The 22,135-nt window shown below is 59.7% G+C and carries 16 protein-coding genes; 9 read left to right on the plus strand and 7 right to left on the minus strand.

What is annotated here, in order from left to right; all coding sequences use genetic code 11:
* Nucleotides 1-231: a VF530 family DNA-binding protein gene (locus AK821_RS23265; protein ID WP_008088485.1), complete on the minus strand. Its 231-nt coding sequence runs from the start codon at nt 229-231 to the stop codon at nt 1-3.
* 333 nt (nt 232-564) lie between these two features.
* On the opposite strand from AK821_RS23265, the gene AK821_RS23270 reads away from it, so the two are divergent.
* From AK821_RS23270 to cmoB, 8 genes are all read left to right on the plus strand, one after another.
* On the plus strand, nt 565-1,926 hold the full coding sequence (locus AK821_RS23270; RefSeq protein ID WP_064392027.1) for a carbohydrate porin: 1,362 nt from the start codon (nt 565-567) through the stop codon (nt 1,924-1,926).
* Between the two features lie 217 nt (nt 1,927-2,143).
* Nucleotides 2,144-4,555, plus strand: coding sequence for a glucose/quinate/shikimate family membrane-bound PQQ-dependent dehydrogenase (locus tag AK821_RS23275; protein WP_064392028.1), 2,412 nt, complete (start codon nt 2,144-2,146; stop codon nt 4,553-4,555).
* Nucleotides 4,556-4,999: 444 nt separating this feature from the next.
* On the plus strand, nt 5,000-5,371 hold the full coding sequence (locus tag AK821_RS23280) for a DUF6124 family protein (protein ID WP_064392030.1): 372 nt from the start codon (nt 5,000-5,002) through the stop codon (nt 5,369-5,371).
* A gap of 685 nt (nt 5,372-6,056) precedes the next feature.
* Entirely contained in the window at nt 6,057-8,474 is a 2,418-nt protein-coding gene (gene lon, locus AK821_RS23285; protein ID WP_064392032.1) for an endopeptidase La, read from the plus strand.
* 216 nt (nt 8,475-8,690) lie between these two features.
* Nucleotides 8,691-9,083, plus strand: coding sequence for a protease inhibitor I42 family protein (locus tag AK821_RS23290; protein ID WP_064392034.1), 393 nt, complete (start codon nt 8,691-8,693; stop codon nt 9,081-9,083).
* 2 nt (nt 9,084-9,085) lie between these two features.
* On the plus strand, nt 9,086-9,724 hold the full coding sequence (locus tag AK821_RS23295; protein ID WP_177330976.1) for a lysoplasmalogenase: 639 nt from the start codon (nt 9,086-9,088) through the stop codon (nt 9,722-9,724).
* 200 nt (nt 9,725-9,924) lie between these two features.
* On the plus strand, nt 9,925-10,668 hold the full coding sequence (gene cmoA, locus AK821_RS23300) for a carboxy-S-adenosyl-L-methionine synthase CmoA (RefSeq protein ID WP_064392038.1): 744 nt from the start codon (nt 9,925-9,927) through the stop codon (nt 10,666-10,668).
* A complete protein-coding gene (gene cmoB, locus AK821_RS23305) occupies nt 10,665-11,621 on the plus strand; it encodes a tRNA 5-methoxyuridine(34)/uridine 5-oxyacetic acid(34) synthase CmoB (protein ID WP_064392040.1) in 957 nt (318 codons plus the stop codon). Before cmoA ends, cmoB begins: the two co-directional genes overlap by 4 nt.
* Nucleotides 11,622-12,199: 578 nt before the next feature.
* Here cmoB and tadA read toward each other — a convergent pair.
* Nucleotides 12,200-12,700 carry a tRNA adenosine(34) deaminase TadA gene (gene tadA, locus AK821_RS23310; protein WP_053123497.1) on the minus strand — a complete coding sequence of 167 codons (501 nt, stop codon included), beginning with the start codon at nt 12,698-12,700 and terminating at the stop codon, nt 12,200-12,202.
* Nucleotides 12,700-14,076 carry a multicopper oxidase family protein gene (locus AK821_RS23315; RefSeq protein WP_064392154.1) on the minus strand — a complete coding sequence of 459 codons (1,377 nt, stop codon included), beginning with the start codon at nt 14,074-14,076 and terminating at the stop codon, nt 12,700-12,702. Before AK821_RS23315 ends, tadA begins: the two co-directional genes overlap by 1 nt.
* Before the next feature lie 218 nt (nt 14,077-14,294).
* On the opposite strand from AK821_RS23315, the gene AK821_RS23320 reads away from it, so the two are divergent.
* Nucleotides 14,295-17,321, plus strand: coding sequence for a membrane-targeted effector domain-containing toxin (locus AK821_RS23320; RefSeq protein WP_082355485.1), 3,027 nt, complete (start codon nt 14,295-14,297; stop codon nt 17,319-17,321).
* Nucleotides 17,322-17,403: 82 nt separating this feature from the next.
* On the opposite strand, the gene guaA is transcribed toward AK821_RS23320, so the two are convergent.
* From guaA to AK821_RS23340, 4 genes are all read right to left on the minus strand, one after another.
* Complete coding sequence (gene guaA, locus AK821_RS23325) at nt 17,404-18,981, minus strand: glutamine-hydrolyzing GMP synthase (protein WP_034156271.1); 1,578 nt, start codon at nt 18,979-18,981, stop codon at nt 17,404-17,406.
* 99 nt (nt 18,982-19,080) lie between these two features.
* A complete protein-coding gene (gene guaB / locus AK821_RS23330; protein ID WP_064392042.1) occupies nt 19,081-20,550 on the minus strand; it encodes an IMP dehydrogenase in 1,470 nt (489 codons plus the stop codon).
* A 116-nt stretch (nt 20,551-20,666) separates the two neighbouring features.
* A complete protein-coding gene (locus AK821_RS23335; RefSeq protein WP_064392044.1) occupies nt 20,667-21,215 on the minus strand; it encodes a sugar ABC transporter ATPase in 549 nt (182 codons plus the stop codon).
* A gap of 138 nt (nt 21,216-21,353) precedes the next feature.
* Nucleotides 21,354-22,121, minus strand: coding sequence for a sulfite exporter TauE/SafE family protein (locus AK821_RS23340; RefSeq protein ID WP_064392046.1), 768 nt, complete (start codon nt 22,119-22,121; stop codon nt 21,354-21,356).
* Nucleotides 22,122-22,135: the final 14 nt, after the last annotated feature.

Here is a 22,135-nt window from a genome sequence, read left to right on the forward strand (position 1 = left end):
TCAAAGCGGTCGCTTGGTGCGCATCAGCTTCACGTACAGACGCTCGACCTTCTCCCGCGCCCACGGGGTTTTACGCAGGAACGTCAGGCTCGACTTGATGCTCGGGTCGCTCTTGAAGCAGCGAATATCGATGCGCTCGGCCAGCCCCGACCATTCGTAATGGGTCACCAGTGCGTTGAGGATCTGTTCGAGGGTGACGCCGTGCAGCGGATCGGGGGTTTGGTCGTTCATGCCAGGCCTTTGGGCGAAGTGAAAATGCAGAAGCCGCGCACCTTAGCCGAGGGGGTGGTTCGGTGGAAGGGCTTCCTTCAAATGTAGGTCAAGGTCAAAAGATCGCAGCCTTCGGCAGCTCCTACAGGTGTACGCATTTCAATGTAGGAGCTGCCGAAGGCTGCGATCTTTTCGCACTGTTACCAAATCCGAAAGGATGCATGTTTATAAAAGGCCTTTGTCTTTTTGTTACAGATCATTATCCTGCCGCCCTTCCGCTGAATCGCTTCACTGCCTGCGACATATTGAAGCGCACGAATTGCACCCCCGAAAACACCAAAAAAAGACTTATCCATGCCCGATTTTTCCTTCTCCCGAGACAGCGCTATCTCAGCCCTGCGCACCCTTGGCAGCTGCACTGCGCTAGGTCTCGCCACCTGCGCACAAGCGGCGCCCGCGTTCGACAGTGAATCACCGTACATGCTCGGTGACTGGAACGGCACGCGCACCGAACTCTCGGAAAAAGGCTACGACTTCAAACTCGATTACACCGGCGAAATGGGCAGCAACCTGCACGGTGGCTATGACCATGACCGCACCGCGCGTTACAGCGATCAGTTCGGTCTGGGCACGCACCTGGACCTGCAAAAGATCCTCGGCTGGGACGACGCCGAGTTTCAACTGACCATCACCAAGCGCAGCGGCAACAACATCAGCAACGACCGCATCAACGATCCGCGTGTCGGTGGTTTCACCTCGGCCCAGGAAGTCTGGGGCCGTGGCCAGACCACACGCCTGACGCAGATGTGGTACCAGCAGAAGTTCTTCGATCAGAAACTCGACATCAAGGTCGGCCGTTTCGGCGAAGGCGAAGATTTCAACAGCTTCCCGTGCGACTTCCAGAACCTCGCGTTCTGCGGCTCGCAGGTCGGCAACTGGGTCGGCGGCATCTGGTACAACTGGCCGGTCAGCCAATGGGCGCTGCGCGTCAAATATCACCTGACCCCCGAGTTGTACGCACAGGTCGGCGCCTACGAGCAGAACCCGTCGAACCTCGATCGCGGCAACGGCTTCAAGCTCAGCGGCAGCGGCACTCAGGGCGCGATCCTGCCGATCGAACTGGTGTGGACACCGAAGCTCAACGGCCTGCCGGGTGAATATCGCGCCGGTTATTACTACAGCAATGCCAAGGCCACCGATGCTTACAAAGATCAGAATGGCCAACCGGCAGCGCTGAGCGGCGAAGCCTACCGCAGCGCGTCGAGCAAACACGGGGTGTGGCTGGGCATTCAGCAGCAAATCACCAGCGTCGCCAGCGACAACAGTCGCGGCTTGAGCGTGTTTGCCAATGGCACGATGCACGACAAGAAAACCAACGCGATCGACAACTACGTGCAGGCCGGCATCACCTACAAAGGCCCGTTCGATGCGCGCGCCAAGGACGACATCGGCTTCGCCCTCGCCCGCGTGCACGTCAACCCGGCCTACCGCAAAAACGCCGAAGCCAGTAACCGCGCCAACGCCGTGTATGACTACGACGACCCGTCGTTCCTGCCACCGCAAGACACCGAATACAGCGCCGAGCTGTATTACGGCGTGCACGTGACCAACTGGCTGACCGTACGCCCGAACCTGCAATACATCCGCCACCCCGGTGGCGTGAACGACGTCGACGACGCCCTGATCGGCGGGATCAAGATCCAGTCCTCGTTCTAAAGCACACCACGGATCAAATGTAGGAGTGAGCCTGCTCGCGATGGCGGTGTTTCAGGCGACATCTCCAGAGACTGACACACCGCTATCGCGAGCAGGCTCACTCCTACAAATGAATTTCGTTAGCTAGACAAGTTTTTATCTGAACCATGCCTGTGCCAAATCGTCATCTAAAGTGACTACAGCGCGGGACTACATAAACGTCACGGAGAATCACACTATGAGCACCGAAAGTGCTTCGAGTCGGGGCCGTTTGCTACCGAGCCTGCTCGGCATTCTGCTTCTACTGATGGGCCTGGCCATGTTGGCCGGAGGGGTCAAGCTGAGCATGCTCGGCGGCTCGTTGTATTACCTGCTGGCCGGTATCGGCATTGCGCTGAGCGGCATCCTGTTGCTGATGCGCCGTCGCGCGGCACTGGGCCTGTACGCCATCGTTCTGTTCGCCAGCACCGTCTGGGCACTGTGGGAAGTCGGTCTGGACTGGTGGCAACTGGTGCCACGTCTGGCCCTGTGGTTCGTCCTCGGCTTCGTGATGTTGCTGCCGTGGTTCCGTCGTCCGCTGCTGCTTGACGGCCCTGCGCCGATGGGCACTCGCGGTCTGACCGTGGCCGTGGTTCTGGCCGGCCTCACCGCGCTGATCAGCCTGTTCACCCACCCGGGCGAAACCTTCGGCGAACTGGGCCGCGACACCGCCGACACCAGCAGCACCGCACCAGCGATGCCCGATGGCGACTGGCAGGCCTACGGCCGCACCGAATTCGGTGACCGTTATTCGCCGCTGAAACAGATCACCCCGGCCAACGTCGGCAAGCTGCAAGAAGCCTGGCGCATCCAGACCGGCGACCTGCCAACGGCGGATGACCCGGTCGAGCTGACCAACGAAAACACCCCGCTGAAAGCCAACGGCATGGTCTACGCCTGCACCGCGCACAGCAAAGTGTTGGCCCTGGATCCGGACACCGGTAAAGAACTGTGGCGCTTCGACCCGCAGATCAAGAGCCCGGTCGGCTTCAAAGGCTTCGCCCACATGACCTGCCGTGGCGTGTCGTACTACGACGAAGCCGCGTACGCCAAAACTGAAAACGCAGCCTCCGCGGTGATTTCCGAAGCCGGCAAAGCCGTTGCTCAGGCCTGCCCGCGTCGTCTGTACCTGCCAACCGCTGATGCCCGTCTGATCGCGCTGAACGCCGACACCGGCAAAATCTGCGAAGGCTTCGGCAAAAACGGCGTGGTTGACCTGACCCAAGGCATCGGCCCGTTCACCGCTGGTGGCTACTACTCCACCTCGCCGGCCGCGATTACTCGTGATCTGGTGATCATGGGCGGTCACGTCACCGACAACGAATCGACCAACGAGCCATCGGGCGTGATCCGCGCCTTCGACGTGCGCGACGGTCACCTCGTGTGGAACTGGGACAGCGACAAACCAGACGCCACCGAGCCTCTGGCGCCGGGCGAAACCTACAGCCGCAACTCGGCGAACATGTGGTCGCTGGCCAGTGTCGACGAAAAACTCGGCATGGTTTACCTGCCACTGGGCAACCAGACTCCAGACCAGTGGGGCGCAGACCGCACCCCGGGCGCCGAGAAATTCAGCGCCGGTATCGTTGCTCTGGACCTGGCCACCGGTAAAGTGCGCTGGAACTACCAGTTCACCCACCACGACCTGTGGGACATGGACGTTGGCAGCCAGCCAACCCTGCTCGACATGAAAACCGCCGACGGCGTGAAACCGGCGCTGATCGCCCCGACCAAACAGGGCAGCCTGTACGTCCTCGACCGTCGTGACGGCACGCCGATCATTCCGATCAAGGAAATCCCGGTTCCGCAAGGCGCCGTGAAAGGCGACCACACCGCACCGACCCAGGCCCGTTCGGACCTCAACCTGCTGGCCCCGGAACTGACCGAAAAAGCCATGTGGGGCGCGAGCCCGTTCGACCAGATGCTGTGCCGCATCCAGTTCAAAGAACTGCGTTATGAAGGCCAGTACACCCCGCCGTCGGAACAGGGCAGCCTGATCTACCCGGGTAACGTGGGCGTGTTCAACTGGGGCGGCGTCTCGGTCGATCCGGTTCGCCAAATGCTGTTCACCAGCCCGAACTACATGGCCTTCGTTTCGAAAATGGTGCCACGCGAGCAAGTCGCCGCCGACAGCAAACGCGAAAGCGAAACCGCTGGCGTGCAACCGAACACTGGCGCGCCATACGCCGTGATCATGCACCCGTTCATGTCGCCACTCGGCGTACCGTGCCAGGCCCCGTCCTGGGGCTACGTTGCCGGTATCGACCTGACCACCGGCAAAGTCGTGTGGAAACGCAAAAACGGCACCAGCCGCGACAGCTCGCCCATCCCGATCGGCTTCACCCTGGGCGTGCCTAGCATGGGCGGCTCGATGGTCACGGCTGGCGGCGTCGGCTTCCTCAGCGGCACCCTCGACCAGTACCTGCGCGCGTACGACGTCAACAGCGGCAAAGAGCTGTGGAAATCGCGTCTGCCGGCGGGTGGTCAAGCGACCCCGATGACCTACACCGGCAAGGACGGCAAGCAATACGTTCTGCTCGTTGTCGGCGGTCACGGCTCGCTGGGCACTAAAATGGGCGACTACATCATTGCCTACAAACTGCCGGAATAAGTTTCAACGGCGGTAAAACAAAGGCGATGCCCCGCAAGGGACATCGCCTTTTTTGTGCACGCCATTTCTGCATCCACAGGTTGAAAAGTGTTTATCTGTGGGAAAGGTACTCGTCCTACAGACGTTGAAAGTGGCGCGGAGTTTTCCGACAAGTCGCGTCGGTTGTGCCTCGGAAATCGGCTGGATAGGCTCTGGGGGTCGCTACAAATTCAGCGAACGGGCGTCGCGGCCCGAGCAGTTCATTCGATTTGATGCATAATCGCCGACCCAAACGGGAGCGCTCAGGTGCTTGTTGTTTGGTTTGATGGTGGCTGTGCGCGGGATACCTTCGGGTATGCCGAGATTGCCGAATGGCTCGGTCCGCGAACCTGCGTACAGCTGCCACCCTTTGTCGCGTCGCGGCGATTGAGAGTGACAGCCCCACTTATCATTCGGAGCTTCACCATGATCAAACCAACACCCAATCCGCCCGCAGCGGACGACACCACCCCCTACGAATTCCCCGACTCAAAAAGAGTCCATGACGCAGCCGAACGCGCCCTCGACCACTACCTCAAACCCAACGCCCTAACCCTGCGCTTCCACAAACCCAGCACCATGTTCCAGGTCGCCCCCGACCAAGACAACGAAAGCCTGCTGGTCCACGCCTGTGAATCCCTGGCCCAAGCCAGCCTCATGACCAGCGACATCGCCGCGTACATCGAACTGCCGCAGCGACGCACCATCCTGGCGATCCAGCAAATCATCATGCTCGCCGAACTCGCGGTGAACCGCGCACTGGATAACCACGAAATATCCCCCCCCACTCACAACTGAAAAGCCCCTCACCCTAACCCTCTCCCGGAGGGAGAGGGGACTGACCGAGGTGTTTGGGATAGACACGCCGACGTGCAATACCGAGCCGAACTCACATTCTGAAAAGCCCAAAAACCGGCCCCCTCTCCCTCGGGAGAGGGCTGGGGTGAGGGGCGAACCCACCAAAAAACCAAAGCCAAACACCCGCTCTTCACCACTCAATAGGCCGAGTGTCAGCTCGCCTGCTCTTGATCTTGATCTTGATCTTGATCTTGATCCACGAGCGACGTCGGAAGGCTGAGTGGAGGGATTGATCCGGGCGTGGGAGCGCAGCGACCGTTTGGCGCAGCCAAACACAGCGAGAGGAGGTGCAGCGAAGCAAACCGTAGGCGCTGCGCCCGGATCGATCCCGCAGCGAAGGAACCCCGAGCCTCAGCGAGCGGGCCGCACGTAGGAGCAAGCCTTTTCGGTTACCTTTTCGGCGTTTGGAAAAGGTGACTCGCCGTAAGGGCGAAACCTTAATCCGCCATCACCAAAAAAACGGATATACACACAACCCCCAAGAACATGGTCGGCCCAAAGGCCGCCAAGCCCAAAGCGTGACCCCTGTCAAAACCCTGAACACACAAGCAGAAACATCCCCCGCCATTGAAACCACCGAAAGCCTGCCCCATCTAAGACCCATACCCCATTGCGCAGGTGCCCCATGAGCGACCAGCAAGAATTCCCGGAAAACCCCGACGACTACACCGAAGCCGAACACATCGAACACACCTCCTCCGGCAAAGGCCTCGCCCTGCCAGGCCAGAACCTGCCGGACAAGGTCTACATCATCCCGATCCACAACCGCCCGTTCTTCCCGGCCCAAGTCCTGCCGGTCATCGTCAACGAAGAACCCTGGGCCGAAACCCTCGACCTCGTCAGCAAATCCGACCACCACTCCCTGGCCCTGTTCTTCATGGACACGCCCCAGGAAGACCCGCGCCACTTCAACACCGGCGCCCTGCCCGAATACGGCACGCTGGTCAAAGTCCACCACGCCAGCCGCGAGAACGGCAAACTGCAATTCGTCGCCCAGGGCCTGAGCCGCGTACGCATCAAAACCTGGCTCAAACACCACCGCCCACCGTACCTGGTCGAAGTCGAATACCCGCACCAGCCGACCGAGCCGACCGACGAGGTCAAGGCCTACGGCATGGCGCTGATCAACGCGATCAAAGAACTGCTGCCGCTCAACCCGCTGTACAGCGAAGAACTGAAAAACTACCTCAACCGCTTCAGCCCCAACGACCCGTCGCCGCTGACCGACTTCGCCGCCGCCCTCACATCCGCCACCGGCCCTGAGCTGCAAGAAGTGCTCGACTGCGTGCCGATGCTCAAGCGCATGGAAAAAGTCCTGCCGATGCTGCGCAAGGAAGTCGAAGTCGCGCGCCTGCAAAAAGAGATCTCGGCGGAAGTTAACCGCAAGATCGGCGAGCATCAGCGCGAGTTCTTCCTCAAGGAACAACTCAAGGTCATCCAGCAGGAACTCGGCCTGACCAAAGACGACCGCAGCGCCGACCTCGAACAGTTCGAACAACGCCTCGAAGGCAAAGTCCTGCCGGCGCAGGTACAAAAACGCCTTGAAGAGGAAATGAACAAACTGTCGATCCTCGAAACCGGCTCGCCGGAGTACGCGGTCACCCGCAACTACCTCGACTGGGCGACCTCGGTGCCGTGGGGCGTGTATGGCGAGGACAAACTCGACCTCAAGCACGCGCGCAAAGTGCTCGACAAACACCACGCCGGTCTCGACGACATCAAGGATCGCATCCTCGAATTCCTCGCCGTCGGTGCTTATAAAGGTGAGATCAGCGGTTCCATCGTGCTGCTGGTCGGCCCGCCGGGCGTGGGTAAAACCAGCGTCGGCAAATCCATCGCCGAATCCCTCGGCCGACCGTTCTACCGCTTCAGCCTCGGCGGCATGCGCGACGAAGCCGAGATCAAGGGCCATCGCCGCACCTACATCGGCGCGCAACCGGGCAAACTGGTGCAGGCGTTGAAAGACGTCGAAGTGATGAACCCGGTGATCATGCTCGACGAGATCGACAAGATGGGCCAGAGCTACCAAGGCGACCCGGCCTCGGCGCTGCTGGAAACCCTCGACCCGGAACAGAACGTCGAATTCCTCGACCATTACCTCGACCTGCGAATGGACTTGTCGAAAGTCCTGTTCGTCTGCACCGCCAACACCCTCGATTCGATCCCAGGCCCACTGCTGGACCGCATGGAAGTGATTCGCCTGTCGGGCTACATCACTGAAGAAAAAGTCGCCATCGCCAAGCGTCACCTGTGGCCGAAACTGCTGGAAAAGGCCGGCGTGTCCAAGGGCAGCCTGAGCATCAGCGACAGCGCGCTCAAAGCCCTGATCGACGGTTACGCCCGTGAAGCCGGCGTGCGTCAGCTGGAAAAACAGATGGGCAAACTGGTGCGCAAAGCGGTGATGAAGCTGATCGACGAGCCGAAAGCGGTGATCAAACTCGGGCCGAAAGACCTCGAAGCGTCACTGGGTCATCCAGTGTTCCGCAACGAACAAGTGCTGTCCGGCACCGGTGTGATTACCGGTCTGGCGTGGACCAGCATGGGTGGCGCGACGTTGCCGATCGAAGCGACGCGCATTCATACGCTCAACCGGGGTTTCAAACTCACCGGGCAACTGGGTGATGTGATGAAGGAGTCGGCGGAGATCGCCTACAGCTACGTCAGCTCGCACTTGAAACAGTTCGGCGGCGATGCGAAGTTCTTCGACGAAGCCTTCGTCCACTTGCATGTGCCGGAAGGCGCGACACCGAAGGACGGCCCGAGCGCCGGTGTGACCATGGCCAGCGCCCTGCTCTCCCTCGCGCGCAACCAGCCACCGAAAAAAGGCGTGGCAATGACCGGCGAACTGACGCTGACCGGGCATGTGCTGCCGATTGGCGGGGTGCGTGAGAAGGTGATTGCGGCGCGGCGGCAGAAGATCTTCGAGTTGATTTTGCCGGAGCCGAACCGGGGTAATTTTGAGGAATTGCCGGATTATCTGAAGGAAGGGATTACTGTGCATTTCGCCAAGAAGTTTGCGGATGTGGCGAAGATCCTGTTCTGACAGTTCTGCGGTGACATGACTACTGCTATCGCGAGCAGGCTCACTCCTACAGGGTTCTATGGTGAACAGTTGATTTGTGAACGCCACAACCCACTGTAGGAGTGAGCCTGCTCGCGATGGCGTCAACCCGGTCACCTTCACCCCCAGACTGTCACACTTTGTCTCATCTTCAGTTATGCTCGCCGTTCGTCGTGAACGCCCGGAGCCGCTGACCCTATGTCCCCCACTCGCCTGTTTCTCCCCCTCGCCCTCTCGCTGCTGGCCGCCTGCGCCACGCAACCGAAACACAACGTGACCGTGGAAAAACAAAGCGAATGCCCCGTACGGCTCACCAACGGGCAAAACCTCATCGTCATGCTGCCAAGCAATCCAACCACCGGTTATCGCTGGGCCATTCAGGACTCGGCTGGCGGTGTGCTGCGCGCGCTCAGCCCCGAGGTCTACAGCAATCCGGAAGATGCCGGCGTGGTCGGTGCAGCGGGTCTGTCGACCTGGCGCTTTCAGGCGTTTGCCCCCGGTACCGGGCGTCTGCGCCTGACCTCGCAACAGCCATGGGCGCCGGAAGTGCTGCCGGTGGAAACCTTTGACTGCGCCATTTCGGTGAACTGATTGTGGGCTGGCTGATTCTGGCGCTGATGGGCGCGGTGACCTTTCTTTACGGCGTCAGTACGCATGCGGCGCTGCTTTGTCTGTTGGTCAAACCGTTGCCGGTACTGGCGTTGCTCGGCTGGTTGCATGATGCGCCGCCCAGCGACTATCGGCGCTGGATCAGCCTCGGCCTGATTTTTTCGTTGCTGGGTGATGTGTTGTTGGCGTGGCCGGGGGATTTGTTTGTGTTCGGGCTGGGCGCGTTTCTGGTTGCGCACCTGGCTTATCTGAAGGCTTATCTGAGTGACTGCAAGCGTCTGGCGGTGTTGCCGCTGGTCTTGGCACTCGCGGTGGGTGCGGTGTTGCTCGGACTGCTGATTTCCAGTGGTCTGGGGCCGTTGCTGGTGCCAGTGATTGTCTATGGCACGGCAATCAGCGCGATGCTCTGGCGCGCGCTTGCTCGTCTCGGCACCGATGTGCCGAGACGTTCGGCGTTGCTGGCGGCGGGCGGTGCGCTGGCGTTTGTGTTCTCGGACAGCGTGATCGGCATCGATCGCTTTGTATCGCCATTCCACGCCGCGCCGTACGTCATCATCCTCAGCTACTGGCTGGGCCAATGGGGCATCGCCGCCTCCGCTTTCTCCCAGACTAAACGGATCTGATCGTTCCAACGCTCCGCGTGGGAATGCATCCTGTGACGCTCTGCGTCATTTGCGCAGGGACGCGGAGCGTCCGGGGCGGCATTCCCACGCAGAGCGTGGGAACGATCACCGGCAAAAAAACGCTTTATCAGACAACCCGCGCATCCCCGCGCCCTTTTGGCTAAAATGCCGGCCTTTCCATTTACACCGCCGGAACCGCCGTGAGCAAAGAACCCGATCGCATTTTCGCCAAGCCTCTGGCCCAGGTACCCGACTTCGCCTTCAACGAAGACGTCGTGCGGGTGTTCCCGGACATGATCAAGCGCTCGGTGCCGGGTTATCCGACCATCGTCGAAAACCTCGGCGTGCTCGCCGCGCAGTTCGCTCAGCCGAACAGCGTGCTCTACGATCTCGGCTCATCCTTGGGCGCCGTGACCCAGGCCCTGCGTCGCCACGTGCGCACCGACGGTTGCCGCGTTATCGCTGTGGATAACTCGGCCGCCATGGTCGAACGCTGCCGCGAGTACCTCAACGGTCAGGATTCGATGTTCCAGGAGTTGCTGCCGGTCGAAGTGATCGAGGGCGACATCCTTGCCCTCGACTTCCAGCCCGCCTCGGTGGTCGCGCTGAACTTCACCCTGCAATTCATCGCCCCCGAGCAGCGCACCGCGTTGCTCTCGCGCATCCGCCAATCGTTGTTGCCCGGTGGCGCGCTGATTCTCTCGGAGAAGCTGCGTTTCAACGATGCCGAAGAACACGCATTGCTCACCGATTTGCACGTCGCCTTCAAACGCGCCAACGGCTACAGCGAACTGGAAATTGCCCAGAAGCGCAGCGCCATCGAAAACGTCATGAAGCCCGACAGCCTCGAAGAACACCGCGAACGCCTGCTGGCCGCCGGGTTCTCGAAAGTCGTGCCGTGGTTCCAGTGTCTTAACTTTGCCTCGTTGATTGCCTTGCCATGATTGATCTGTCCCCCCTCGCCCGCCGTCTGGCCGGCACGCCGCTGGCCGAATGGGCCAACACCCTGCAGCGTCAACTCGACAAGAAAATGGACAAGGGCCATGGCGATCTGGAGCGCTGGCAGAGTGCGCTCGATGCCTTGCCGAAGATTCAGCCGAGCGAAGTCGATCTGCTCAACGGCCTGAAACTCGACACCGATTGCGACGACGAAACCCGCGCGCAGATGCGCACTGCGCTGATGGGCCTGTCGCCGTGGCGCAAAGGGCCGTTCGATCTGTTTGGTGTGCACGTCGATACCGAATGGCGTTCGGACTGGAAATGGTCGCGCGTAGCTCCACATCTCGACCTGAAGGGCAAACGCATCCTCGACGTCGGTTGCGGCAACGGCTATTACATGTGGCGCATGCTCGGTGCGGGTGCAGACAGTGTGATTGGTGTTGACCCGAACTGGCTGTTCTTCTGCCAGTTCCAGGCCGTGCAGCGTTACCTGTCCGAACCAAATGCCTGGCATTTGCCGTTCCCGTTCGAAGACCTGCCGGCGAATCTGGAAGGTTTCGACACGGTGTTTTCCATGGGCGTGTTCTACCACCGCCGCTCGCCGATCGAGCATTTGCTGGCGCTGAAGGATTGCCTGGTCAAGGGCGGCGAACTGGTGCTGGAAACACTGGTGGTGGAAGGCGACAAGCATCAGGTGCTGATGCCGGAAGACCGTTATGCGCAGATGCGTAACGTGTGGTTTCTGCCGTCGGTGCCGGCGCTGGAATTGTGGCTGCGTCGTGCCGGTTTCACCGACATTCGTTGCGTGGATGTGAGCACGACAACAGTTGAAGAACAGCGCGGTACGGAGTGGATGAAGTATCAGTCGTTGAGCGACTTCCTTGATCCCGAAGACCACAGCAAAACCATCGAAGGCCTGCCGGCGCCAATGCGTGCGGTGATCGTCGCGAAGAAGTAACCCAACCTCTCAAACACCGCGGTGAATTCACCCCTCACCCCAGCCCTCTCCCCAAGGAGAGGGAGCCGATCTTTGGGCTTTTCAAAACTTGAGTTCGACTCGATAACTCAGGTCGGCGGGGATCGCCCATTCAACTCGGTCAGTCCCCTCTCCCTCTGCGAGAGGGAGCCGATCTTTGGGCTTTTCGAAACTTGAGTTCGACTCGATAACTCAGGTCGGCGGGGATCGCCCATTCAACTCGGTCAGTCCCCTCTCCCTCTGGGAGAGGGAGCCGATCTTTGGGCTTTTCGAAACTTGAGTTCGACTCGATAACTCAGGTCGGCGGGGATCGCCCATCCAATCCGGTCAGTTCCCTCTCCCTCTGGGAGAGGGAGCCGATCTTTGGACTTTTCAAAACTTGAGTTCGACCCGATAACTCAGGTCGGCGGGGATCGCCCATTCAACTCGGTCAGTCCCCTCTCCCTCTGGGAGAGGGAGCCGATATTTGGGCTTTTCAAAACTCGAGTTCGACTCGATAACTCAGGTCGGCGGAGATCACCCATTCAACTCGGTCAGTCCCCTCTCCCTCTGGGAGAGGGTTAGGGTGAGGGGCTTTTTGCTCGGCGGGCGCGGAAGAATTCAGTCAGCACCGCACCACACTCCTCCGCCAACACCCCGCCTTCATACAACACTCGGTGATTCAAAAAGCCCTGGGTAAAAAACTGCCCCTGGCTCTGCACAATCCCCGCCTTCGGCTCCAGCGCGCCGTACACCACCCGCGCCACCCGCGAATGCACGATCAAACCAGCGCACATGCTGCACGGTTCCAGCGTCACATACAGCGTGCTGCCTGGCAGACGATAGTTATCCACGGCCTGTGCGGCAGCACGAATAGCGACCATTTCCGCGTGGGCACTCGGGTCGCTGGCGCTGATCGGGCAATTGAAGCCGCGACCGATGATCTCGCCATCCTGCACCAGCACCGCGCCCACCGGAACTTCGCCGAGGGCTGCGCCTTGTGCGGCAAGCGCCAACGCTTCACGCATGAAATCGCGGTCACGGCTGCGGTCGATGATCGCCGCTGGGCGAATCTGGCGCATCACTTCACCTCGATGGCGGCCATCAGGCCGGTTTCCATGTGGTCGATCACATGGCAGTGGAACATCCATACCCCCGGGTTATCGGCCACCAGCGCCACTTGCGCGCGCTCGTTCTTGCCCAACAGGTACGTGTCGGTGAAGTACGGAATGATCTTGTGCCGATTCGACGCAATCACTTTGAAGCTCATCCCGTGCAAGTGGATCGGGTGCTGGTACTGGGTCATGTTCTTCAATTCGAAAATATAGCTCTGACCCAGCTTCAGGCTGGCAATCGGCCGATCCGCACACGTCTTGTCGGTGATGTCCCAGGCCTTGCCGTTGATCTGCCACAGACTCGGCGGCCGGCCGTTATCGACGTTCACCGATACCGAACCGACCCATTCGAAATTGAAGTTGAGTTTCTCGGCATTGGCCAGGTCCGGCTCAGCCACCGGGTTGGCCGGCAGCGCCTTCGGCCAGTCAGTCGGCGCGTCGGTATTGGCCACCGAACGCAGCGTGCCCAGACGCACCGGGCCGTTGCGCAGCGATAATTCTTCGCCAGCCGCTGGCGCTTTGATCGCCAGGCAAATGCGCATGCCGGGGCCCAGCCAGTATTCCTTGCCCAGCGGTCGCGGCTCGACCGGGTTGCCGTCCAGCGCATAAATCCGTGCTTCGACCCCGGGAATATTGATGCGGTAAGTCAGGGTGTTGTCGAGGTTGAGCAAACGCACTCGCGTGATCTGCCCGGCCGGCAATTCGATCACCGGCGATGGCACACCATTAATTGTCGAAAGGCGCCCCGCCGTTCCGCCCCGCGCCGCTTCACGCGGAATGCTGAACTCGACGAAATTGCCTACGTCATCGATGTGCCAGTTCTTCAGGCTCAAGGTCTTTTCATAAACGAAACCGGTCGGCTCGCGCTCTTCGATGATCAGCGGCCCGACCAGCCCGCGACCGAGCTCTTCGCTGCTGCTGACGTGCGGGTGATACCAATAGCTGCCAGCATCCGGCACGCGGAATTTGTAATCGAAGTACTCGCCTGGTAGCACCGGTAGCTGCGAAACGTACGGCACACCGTCCATTTCCAGCGGCAGGCGAATGCCATGCCAGTGAATGGTGGTCGCCACCGGCAAATGGTTGATGAAACGTACGCGCAGCCATTCACCCTGACGCACACGCAGCTCGGTTCCTGGCGCCGAGGGGCCGAACGCCCAGGCTGCGGTTTTATGCCCCGGCACCAGTTCAACATCCAGCGGCGCGGCGATCAGTTCGTAATCGTGGCCCGCTTCAGCATCAGCCATTTTGCCCAGCCAGTAACGCGACGCGCCACCGGCCCCCACGCCAACCACTACAAGACCGGCCAGACCACCGAGTATTTGTCGACGGGTAAAAGACATGAACTCAACCACCTCACGTATCAGCCACGGGCGCCAGGCCCGCAAAAGGCAAATACGATACACCTGCAATTGCGAAACAGTAAGGGCGGCGCGGCGGATGGACGCAGTCGCGCCCGCGCCATACAGCATTTTGATCGTACCCATAACATAACTATGTAGTGCACAGTCCTTGAGTGAACAGGTCATCCTGCGACACCCGTTTCTCAAGGATAGAGAGCATGAACGCACCACCCTCCCTGCCCAATGCTGCCGACAAGGCCGCGCTTGGGGCCATTGCCGCCACCGTCATCCAGAACTGCCCCAGCCTGCAGGATGAGGCGCATCAGGTCGCCAGCGACTTACTAAAAAAACATGAGATCAACGGACTGGATCCGGATCAGGTCTACTTTCATCGCTTCGATGCTTCGCAAAGCAGCGCCAAAGCCTTTACTGGCTGGGAGCATGTGCACGCGACGCCCACCTCGACCATGACCCTGACCGAACTGGTGATCCACCGATTTCGTGTCGCCGATCAGGACAATGCCGATCTACTTGACGTGTACGGTGGTTTTTATACCGCAGGCCCGGGTGCCGGCACCTTCAATGAATCCAATGAAGTGCGCCTGCACGGAAGCGCGGTGCTAAAGGAATTCTGGAGCGTCGACTTCAGCGCGTTGTACAGCGAAAAATTGACAGCATTCTGGAGCACCTCGAACAGCCATTTCCGCACATTGGCCAAATGCAACTTCCTCGTCAAAGCCCTGCAGGCACGAGACAAACGGCAATTGAGCGACGAAGACTTCCAGTTCGTCACGCAAGCCGTCATCGGCCCGATCACCTGGCCTGTCAGCCTGCAAATGCTGCAGGCCGCTCACCCTTGCAGCGCTGAGGTCACCACGTTCGATATCGCCGGTTACTGCGCCATCAGTGCGTTTCGATTCATCACGACGAAGGGACGACAGGTCGTTTATCTGCCAAGCGATACCGAGCCTTTCCAGGTACTGGAAAGCGCTACAGACATGCACTACTGGGTGCTGCTGCGGATGAACAACAGCGCTACCCGGCAGACATTGATGACACATTTCTCCCTCGCTGACCGCCAGCAGGTCAGCGATAACCTCAGCGATCTGATGAACCGCCTGGTGAAAACCTGGGGCGTCTACGACCACTCAATGATCAATGGGCAGAGCCGCGCGATCAAGGGTGACGCCTTTACCTGGTTGAGCGATTCGACCCGTGATGCCATGTTCGCGGAAGCCACGCTTTCCCTGACCTCCAATGGCGATCTGCGCAAGCAACTGTGGATCGGTTATCTCAGCGCAGGTGTCAAAGTATTTGGCCCGATGGCAGTGGTCGGCTGGCCGATAGCGCTTCCAGTGATCGGCGCTAGCATTGCCGGCATGGGTTTGAACATCGATCAGGCGGTCAACGGAAAAACCACCGCGCAACGCAAGGCCGGGATCCTCGGTGCAGTGCTCAACGGCATCGACATGCTGTTCAATCTCATGGTGCTCAAAGGGCCGGGGGCATTGCTGGAGACCGGCCCTGAGGTCGATGCCGCCGAAGCTCGGGAAATGGCCGACTTGACCGTAGAGAACAGCGACGAGCTGAAACGGGCACTGCCCGAAAAAACCTTGAAGCCAGTGGGTTCGCCACCGATCGGTGTTCAAACGCCGACTGCCACATCATTACTCGAAGACATCCCGCGACCGCCGATACCGCAACACTGGCAAGCCAATGAATTACTGGAAGGACTGACGCCTGGCAGTGAGCCCGGCAAGCTTCAGGGGATTTACCTGCTCGACTCCACGCCCTCCACAGCCATCATGATCGACGACTGCGCCTACTACGTGCGTTACGAAACCGACCTCAACGGTGGCGGCCACTGGGCCATCATCGACCCCGCGAAACCCGACAGTTTTACTGGTTCCATCGCCATACGCCTGAACGCTGAGGGCGAGTGGGAAACCATGCCACGCGGCGGTCTCAAGGGGGGCGGCAAGCCATCTGCGCTGGCAGGATCCCGCGGTCAACGCCAACCTGTCCCAGCACCGATAACCACCCTGCCGGCATCCGAATACGACGTGCCTGCCCCCCTCAAATCGCATCTTGCGCAAGGCGCGGCGGGGCTCGACGATGAGGCACTACGGGATGTCTACGACAGCCTCAACGCGTTCGATGCCTACCGCGATTTCAAGGTCATCAGAAAACGTCTCTACCACGACGCCTTGGAGTTCTTTGCCACACTGCAATTGCCTGGGCGCCCTCCCGTGCCGGTACTGGCGACAGACGCGACTGCCGAGGAGATCATCGACAGGATTCTGCAACATGCCCGAGGGCTGGTCATCGGTGAAAGTCATACCGCTATCGGCAGTAAACAATGGCTGATCGAAAACATGGAGTTACTCGCCAGCAAACAAGTGAAGACCCTGTACATGGAACACCTGCTGACCGACTTTCACCAGGCGGCCCTGGACGAGTTCTTCCGTACCGGCGTCATGCCCAAGGATCTCGAGACTTACCTGAAAGCGCTTGATGTCGGCAACATGACTGATCCATTGGAGCGTTACACGTTTCTTGAACTGGTCAGGGAAGCCAGAAAACAAGGCATCCATATACAGGCCATTGATTGCATGGCGAGCTACCGGCTCTACGGCATGGAGATCATGACTGCCCAGGCGCTCACGGTCGACGAGACTGCACGGCAGAAAATGATGAACTACTTCGCCAGATCGGTCATTCGTGCCGATCAGGCAGCGCGGGGCGCACACAAGTGGGTCGCTCTGATGGGCAACTCCCACTCGAACACCTTCGACGGCGTTGCCGGCGTCAGTGAGCTGGAAGAAGCTATCGGCATTCGTGTCGAGGATGTCGCCGAAGGAGTATCACGTGGCATCGAAGTCGACCCGGGGAAAATCCTCCCGCTGGGCGGTACCGCGTTTGACCGCTCCGCACTGGTGCGAGGCGACCTGCGGCTGCAAATGGAAACACCGTGGATCGCACAAACCATGGCGGAATTCGAAACGCTGCTGCCGCGTTACGGTATGTACTCCTTGAAACAACAACCCAACATGACATTTATCGTGCATCGCAGTCGCAGCAAAGAACTGGTGCGCACCATTATTGAAAATGACGGGAGACGCTTCTACATCGAACGCCCGAGCTGGCCTTCGGTCAGCGGTAAACGCTATGACAGCATCAAGACGTTGCTACAGGCACTGGATGAGATGGGCATGAGCCTCGCTGGCTGGTCGAAACCGCTGTAACGCAGACACAAAAAAGCCGTGTGAAATCGAATTTCACACGGCTTTCGGTGACAGCGCTCAAGCCATCAAGGCTTGTGCGAGATCACTCCCACTCAATGGTCGCTGGCGGCTTGCTCGACACGTCGTAAGTGACGCGGGAGATGCCTTCGATTTCATTGATGATGCGGCCGGATACGGTTTCCAGCAGTTCGTAAGGCAGGTGCGCCCAACGTGCGGTCATGAAGTCGATGGTTTCTACGGCACGCAGGGCTACAACCCAAGCGTAACGACGGCCATCGCCTACAACGCCAACCGATTTGACTGGCTGGAACACGACGAAGGCCTGGCTGACTTTGTGGTACCAGTCGGCTTTGCGCAGTTCTTCGATGAAGATATGGTCGGCACGACGCAGCAGATCGGCGTATTCCTTCTTCACTTCACCGAGGATGCGCACGCCCAGGCCCGGGCCCGGGAACGGGTGACGGTAGACCATGTCGTACGGCAGGCCGAGTTCCAGACCCAGACGACGGACTTCGTCCTTGAACAGTTCGCGCAGTGGCTCGACCAGTTTCAGGTTCATTTCTTCCGGCAGGCCGCCCACGTTGTGGTGCGACTTGATCACGTGGGCCTTGCCGCTTTTCGCGCCAGCCGACTCGATCACGTCCGGGTAGATAGTGCCCTGAGCGAGGTATTTGATGTTTTCCAGTTTGTTCGACTGGGCATCGAATACGTCGATGAAGGTGCGACCGATGATCTTGCGCTTCTTCTCTGGATCGGCTTCGCCGGCCAGGTTGTCGAGGAACTGGTCTTCAGCATTGGCGCGGATCACCTTGACGCCCATGTTCTCGGCGAACATGGCCATCACTTGCTCGCCTTCGTGCAGACGCAGCAGGCCGTTGTCGACGAAGACGCAGGTCAGTTGGTCGCCGATGGCTTTGTGCAGCAGCGCGGCAACCACCGAGGAGTCAACGCCGCCGGACAGGCCCAGCAGCACGTTGTCGGTGCCGACTTGTGCTCGGATGTTGGCGATGGCGTCTTCAGCGATCTTCGACGGCGTCCACAATGCTTCACAGCCGCAGATGTCGAGAACGAAACGCGACAGGATGCGACCGCCCTGCTTGGTGTGGGTCACTTCCGGGTGGAACTGCACGCCGTAGTAGCCACGGTCGTCGTTGAACATACCGGCGATCGGGCAGCTTGGGGTGCTGGCGAGGATGTGGAAGTCTTCCGGCATCCTGGTGACCTTGTCACCGTGGCTCATCCATACGTCGAGGCCGAACAGGCCGTCGGCGTCGATGTGGTCTTCGATGCCGTCGAGCAGGCGGCTCTTGCCGACTACATCAACGCGGGCGTAACCGAACTCACGCAGTTCGGAACCTTCAACCTTGCCGCCCAGTTGCTCGGCCATGGTTTGCATGCCGTAGCAGATACCGAAGACCGGTACGCCCAGATCGAACACTGCCTGTGGGCAGCGCGGGCTGTCGGCGACGTGTACGGACTCGGGGCCGCCGGCGAGGATGACGCCTTTAGGAGCGAATTCGCGGATCGCATCTTCGTCCATATCGAACGGGTGCAGTTCGCAGTACACACCGATCTCGCGCACGCGGCGGGCGATCAGTTGGGTATATTGCGAACCGAAGTCGAGGATCAGGATGCGGTGAGCGTGAATATCGAGGGCCATGATTCAGTCTCGTCTAAGTCGTTCAGAAACAGTCGTGATTCAGAAACAACTCGGGGCTGAATCAAACAGCCCCGGTTGCTTACTTTATTGCTTGAAGGCTCAACCTACGCGGTAGTTTGGCGCTTCTTTGGTGATCTGCACGTCGTGCACGTGGGATTCGGCCATGCCAGCACCGGTGATCCGCACGAACTCAGGCTTGGTGCGCATTTCTTCGATGTTGGCGCTACCGGTGTAGCCCATCGAGGAACGCAGACCGCCCATCAACTGGTGAATGATCGCGCTCAGGGTGCCTTTATACGGCACACGGCCTTCGATGCCTTCCGGAACAAGCTTCTCGGCGCCTGCCGAGGAGTCCTGGAAATAACGGTCGGAGGAACCTTGAGCCTGGGACATGGCGCCCAGCGAACCCATGCCGCGATAAGCCTTGTACGAACGGCCCTGGAACAGTTCGATTTCGCCCGGCGCTTCTTCAGTACCGGCGAACATCGAGCCCATCATCACGCAGGAAGCACCGGCTACGATGGCCTTGGACAGGTCACCGGAGAAACGGATGCCGCCGTCGGCGATCAACGGTACGCCGGTGCCTTCAAGGGCAGCGGCGACGTTGGCGATGGCACTGATTTGCGGGACGCCGACACCGGCGACGATACGGGTGGTGCAGATCGAGCCAGGGCCGATACCGACCTTGACTGCGTCAGCGCCTGCTTCGGCCAGAGCCTTGGCAGCGGCGCCGGTGGCGATGTTGCCGCCGATCACCTGCACTTCAGGGAAGTTCTCTTTGACCCAGCGAACGCGGTCGATCACGCCTTTGGAGTGACCGTGAGCGGTATCAACTACCACTACGTCCACACCGGCATTGACCAGAGCGGCAACGCGGTCACCGGTGTCTTTACCGGTACCGACAGCAGCGCCAACGCGCAGACGACCTTGGTCGTCCTTGCTGGCCAGCGGGTAGGCTTTGGCTTTTTCGATGTCGTTGACGGTCATCATGCCTTTGAGGGCGAATTTGTCGTCGACGATCAGTACGCGTTCGATGCGGTTTTTGTGCAACAACTCGCGAACGTCGTTCTTGTCGGCGCCTTCCTTGACCGTGACCAGGCGCTCTTTAGGCGTCATCACTTCACGGACAGTGGCTTCCAGACGGTTTTCGAAACGCACGTCACGGGAAGTGACGATGCCGACCAGGTCGCCATCGTGCAGGACCGGAACGCCGGAAATGTTGTGCAGACGGGTCAATTCGAACAGTTCACGCACCGTGGCATCAGCCTCGATGGTGATTGGGTCCTTGACTACACCGGCTTCGTAACGCTTGACCTTGCGAACTTCGGCAGCTTGCTGCTCGATGGTCATGTTCTTGTGGATAATGCCGATGCCACCTTCCTGAGCCATGGCAATTGCCAGTCGGGCTTCAGTAACGGTGTCCATTGCAGCAGAAACCAGAGGAATATTCAGCTCGATGCCACGGGTTAGGCGGGTCTTGAGACTGACTTCGTTAGGAAGCACCTCGGAATAACCAGGCACTAGGAGAATGTCGTCGAATGTCAGAGCTTCTTGGCTGATACGCAGCATCGCGGGGGCTCCCGAGCGGGAAAATGGAAGCGCGCCATTATAGTCAGACACCCCCTTCGGATCAACGTAAAACTCAGCTTAATATCAATGTTGCTGATGTACGGGAATCCCCGGATCTACAGCTCCACCTTGACCCAAGAGACAGGTTGATCGAGCCAGTCGGCGAACTCGTCGATAAAGCTTTGCTTGAAACCGGCCTCAAGCCAGTTATTGAAGATGAAACCGAGGTTGGAAAACCCGCATTCCTGCAAAAACAGAAAACCGTTGATGTCATCTTCATGCCCGCATTCGGGGCAGGTGAAGTTATCGGTGCGCCCGGGGAACCAGTCTTCGAGGCTCTCGAACAGCGCTTCGCCGACCTCGCGGCGGCACTCGGCGCAACCGGCCTCCTCGAGAAAGCCCTTCGCCGGAGTGTAGATGCAACGCTTGGTGACGATCTCCAGGCCGTTGATTGGCTCTCCGAATGGCAACGCCTGCGGGTGCAGCACCACGGCACGGGCGCCATCGGCAATCGCGTACGCCATGCGATTGCCGGTGCGGCCGCAGGTGCTCAACTCCTCCTTGACGATGTTCTTGCGTACCAGCCAGCGCAGGATCGCCCGGGCCCGGGGTTCATGGACCGGCAGGGTGGAGATTTTCGGGACGATGATGCTTTGCGAATTCATGGAAAGTCCTGCGGTGTGGCTGCTGACGCCTTCGCGAGCAGGCCCGCTCCCACACTTTGAATGCATTCCAACTGTGGGAGCGAGCTTGCTCGCGAAGAGGCCCTAAAGGCCGGCAGCTTAATCCCTGACGAAATCCGGTCAAGTGCTGAGGTAGCGCCCGATCAACGCGAGCCCGCTCGCCAGCACCAGCCACGTCACCAATCGCACAAACGCCTCGCGCGACAAACGCATGGTCAACCGCCGCCCGATCCACAACCCCAACGCCATGGCCGGCAACAGACAAAGCGCCAACATCAACAAGGGTAGCTCGGCATACACACCCGCGATGGCAAACAGACTCAAACGCACCACCGTGCTGCAACTGATCAACGCACTTTGCGTGGCCCGCGCCGCTTCTTTCGGCAATCGGCTGTTGAGATAAATCGCATATAAAAAGCCGCCACTGCCAAACAGCGCACCAAACAGCCCACCCACCGTGCCCATCGGCACCGCCCACCCCGCCGACATTTGCGTCGGCCGCGCTGTTACCCACAGGCTGTAAATCGCATAAGCGCTGATAAACAGCCCCATCAACAGCAGCAATACATCGGATTTCAGGTTAAGCAGGAAAATAACGCCCAACGTGCAACCGACCGCCATGCACGGCAGCAGCCGCAACAACTCGGGCTTGGCCACACCCCGCCGCGACGGCAGCAGATTGCCGAACGCCGCGACGAAATCCAGCAGCACCAGCAGCGGCACAATCTTCGACAACGGCATGAACAGAATCAGAATCGGCCCCGCGACCAGCGCCGTGCCAAATCCGGCGATACCGAACACGATATAGGCCAGAGCGATACCCAAGCCGATCAACGCCCAACCACCGGCGCCCCATGTCCACTCGCTCAACAACGCCGCCACACTCATGGGTCTACTTCCTT

The sequence above is a fragment of the Pseudomonas sp. RIT-PI-r genome (genome assembly GCF_001297015.1).
Classification (GTDB): Bacteria; Pseudomonadota; Gammaproteobacteria; order Pseudomonadales; family Pseudomonadaceae; genus Aquipseudomonas.

Coding starts and splice junctions, on each gene's coding strand:
- cmoB (WP_064392040.1), top strand. CDS start 10,665: ATGATTGATCTGTCCCCCCTCGCCCGCCGTCTGGCCGGCACGCCGCTG.
- guaA (WP_034156271.1), bottom strand. CDS start 18,981: ATGGCCCTCGATATTCACGCTCACCGCATCCTGATCCTCGACTTCGGT.
- AK821_RS23280 (WP_064392030.1), top strand. CDS start 5,000: ATGATCAAACCAACACCCAATCCGCCCGCAGCGGACGACACCACCCCC.
- lon (WP_064392032.1), top strand. CDS start 6,057: ATGAGCGACCAGCAAGAATTCCCGGAAAACCCCGACGACTACACCGAA.
- AK821_RS23270 (WP_064392027.1), top strand. CDS start 565: ATGCCCGATTTTTCCTTCTCCCGAGACAGCGCTATCTCAGCCCTGCGC.
- tadA (WP_053123497.1), bottom strand. CDS start 12,700: ATGCGCCAGATTCGCCCAGCGGCGATCATCGACCGCAGCCGTGACCGC.
- AK821_RS23340 (WP_064392046.1), bottom strand. CDS start 22,121: ATGAGTGTGGCGGCGTTGTTGAGCGAGTGGACATGGGGCGCCGGTGGT.
- AK821_RS23315 (WP_064392154.1), bottom strand. CDS start 14,076: ATGTCTTTTACCCGTCGACAAATACTCGGTGGTCTGGCCGGTCTTGTA.
- AK821_RS23265 (WP_008088485.1), bottom strand. CDS start 231: ATGAACGACCAAACCCCCGATCCGCTGCACGGCGTCACCCTCGAACAG.
- AK821_RS23335 (WP_064392044.1), bottom strand. CDS start 21,215: ATGAATTCGCAAAGCATCATCGTCCCGAAAATCTCCACCCTGCCGGTC.
- guaB (WP_064392042.1), bottom strand. CDS start 20,550: ATGCTGCGTATCAGCCAAGAAGCTCTGACATTCGACGACATTCTCCTA.
- AK821_RS23275 (WP_064392028.1), top strand. CDS start 2,144: ATGAGCACCGAAAGTGCTTCGAGTCGGGGCCGTTTGCTACCGAGCCTG.
- AK821_RS23320 (WP_082355485.1), top strand. CDS start 14,295: ATGAACGCACCACCCTCCCTGCCCAATGCTGCCGACAAGGCCGCGCTT.
- AK821_RS23290 (WP_064392034.1), top strand. CDS start 8,691: ATGTCCCCCACTCGCCTGTTTCTCCCCCTCGCCCTCTCGCTGCTGGCC.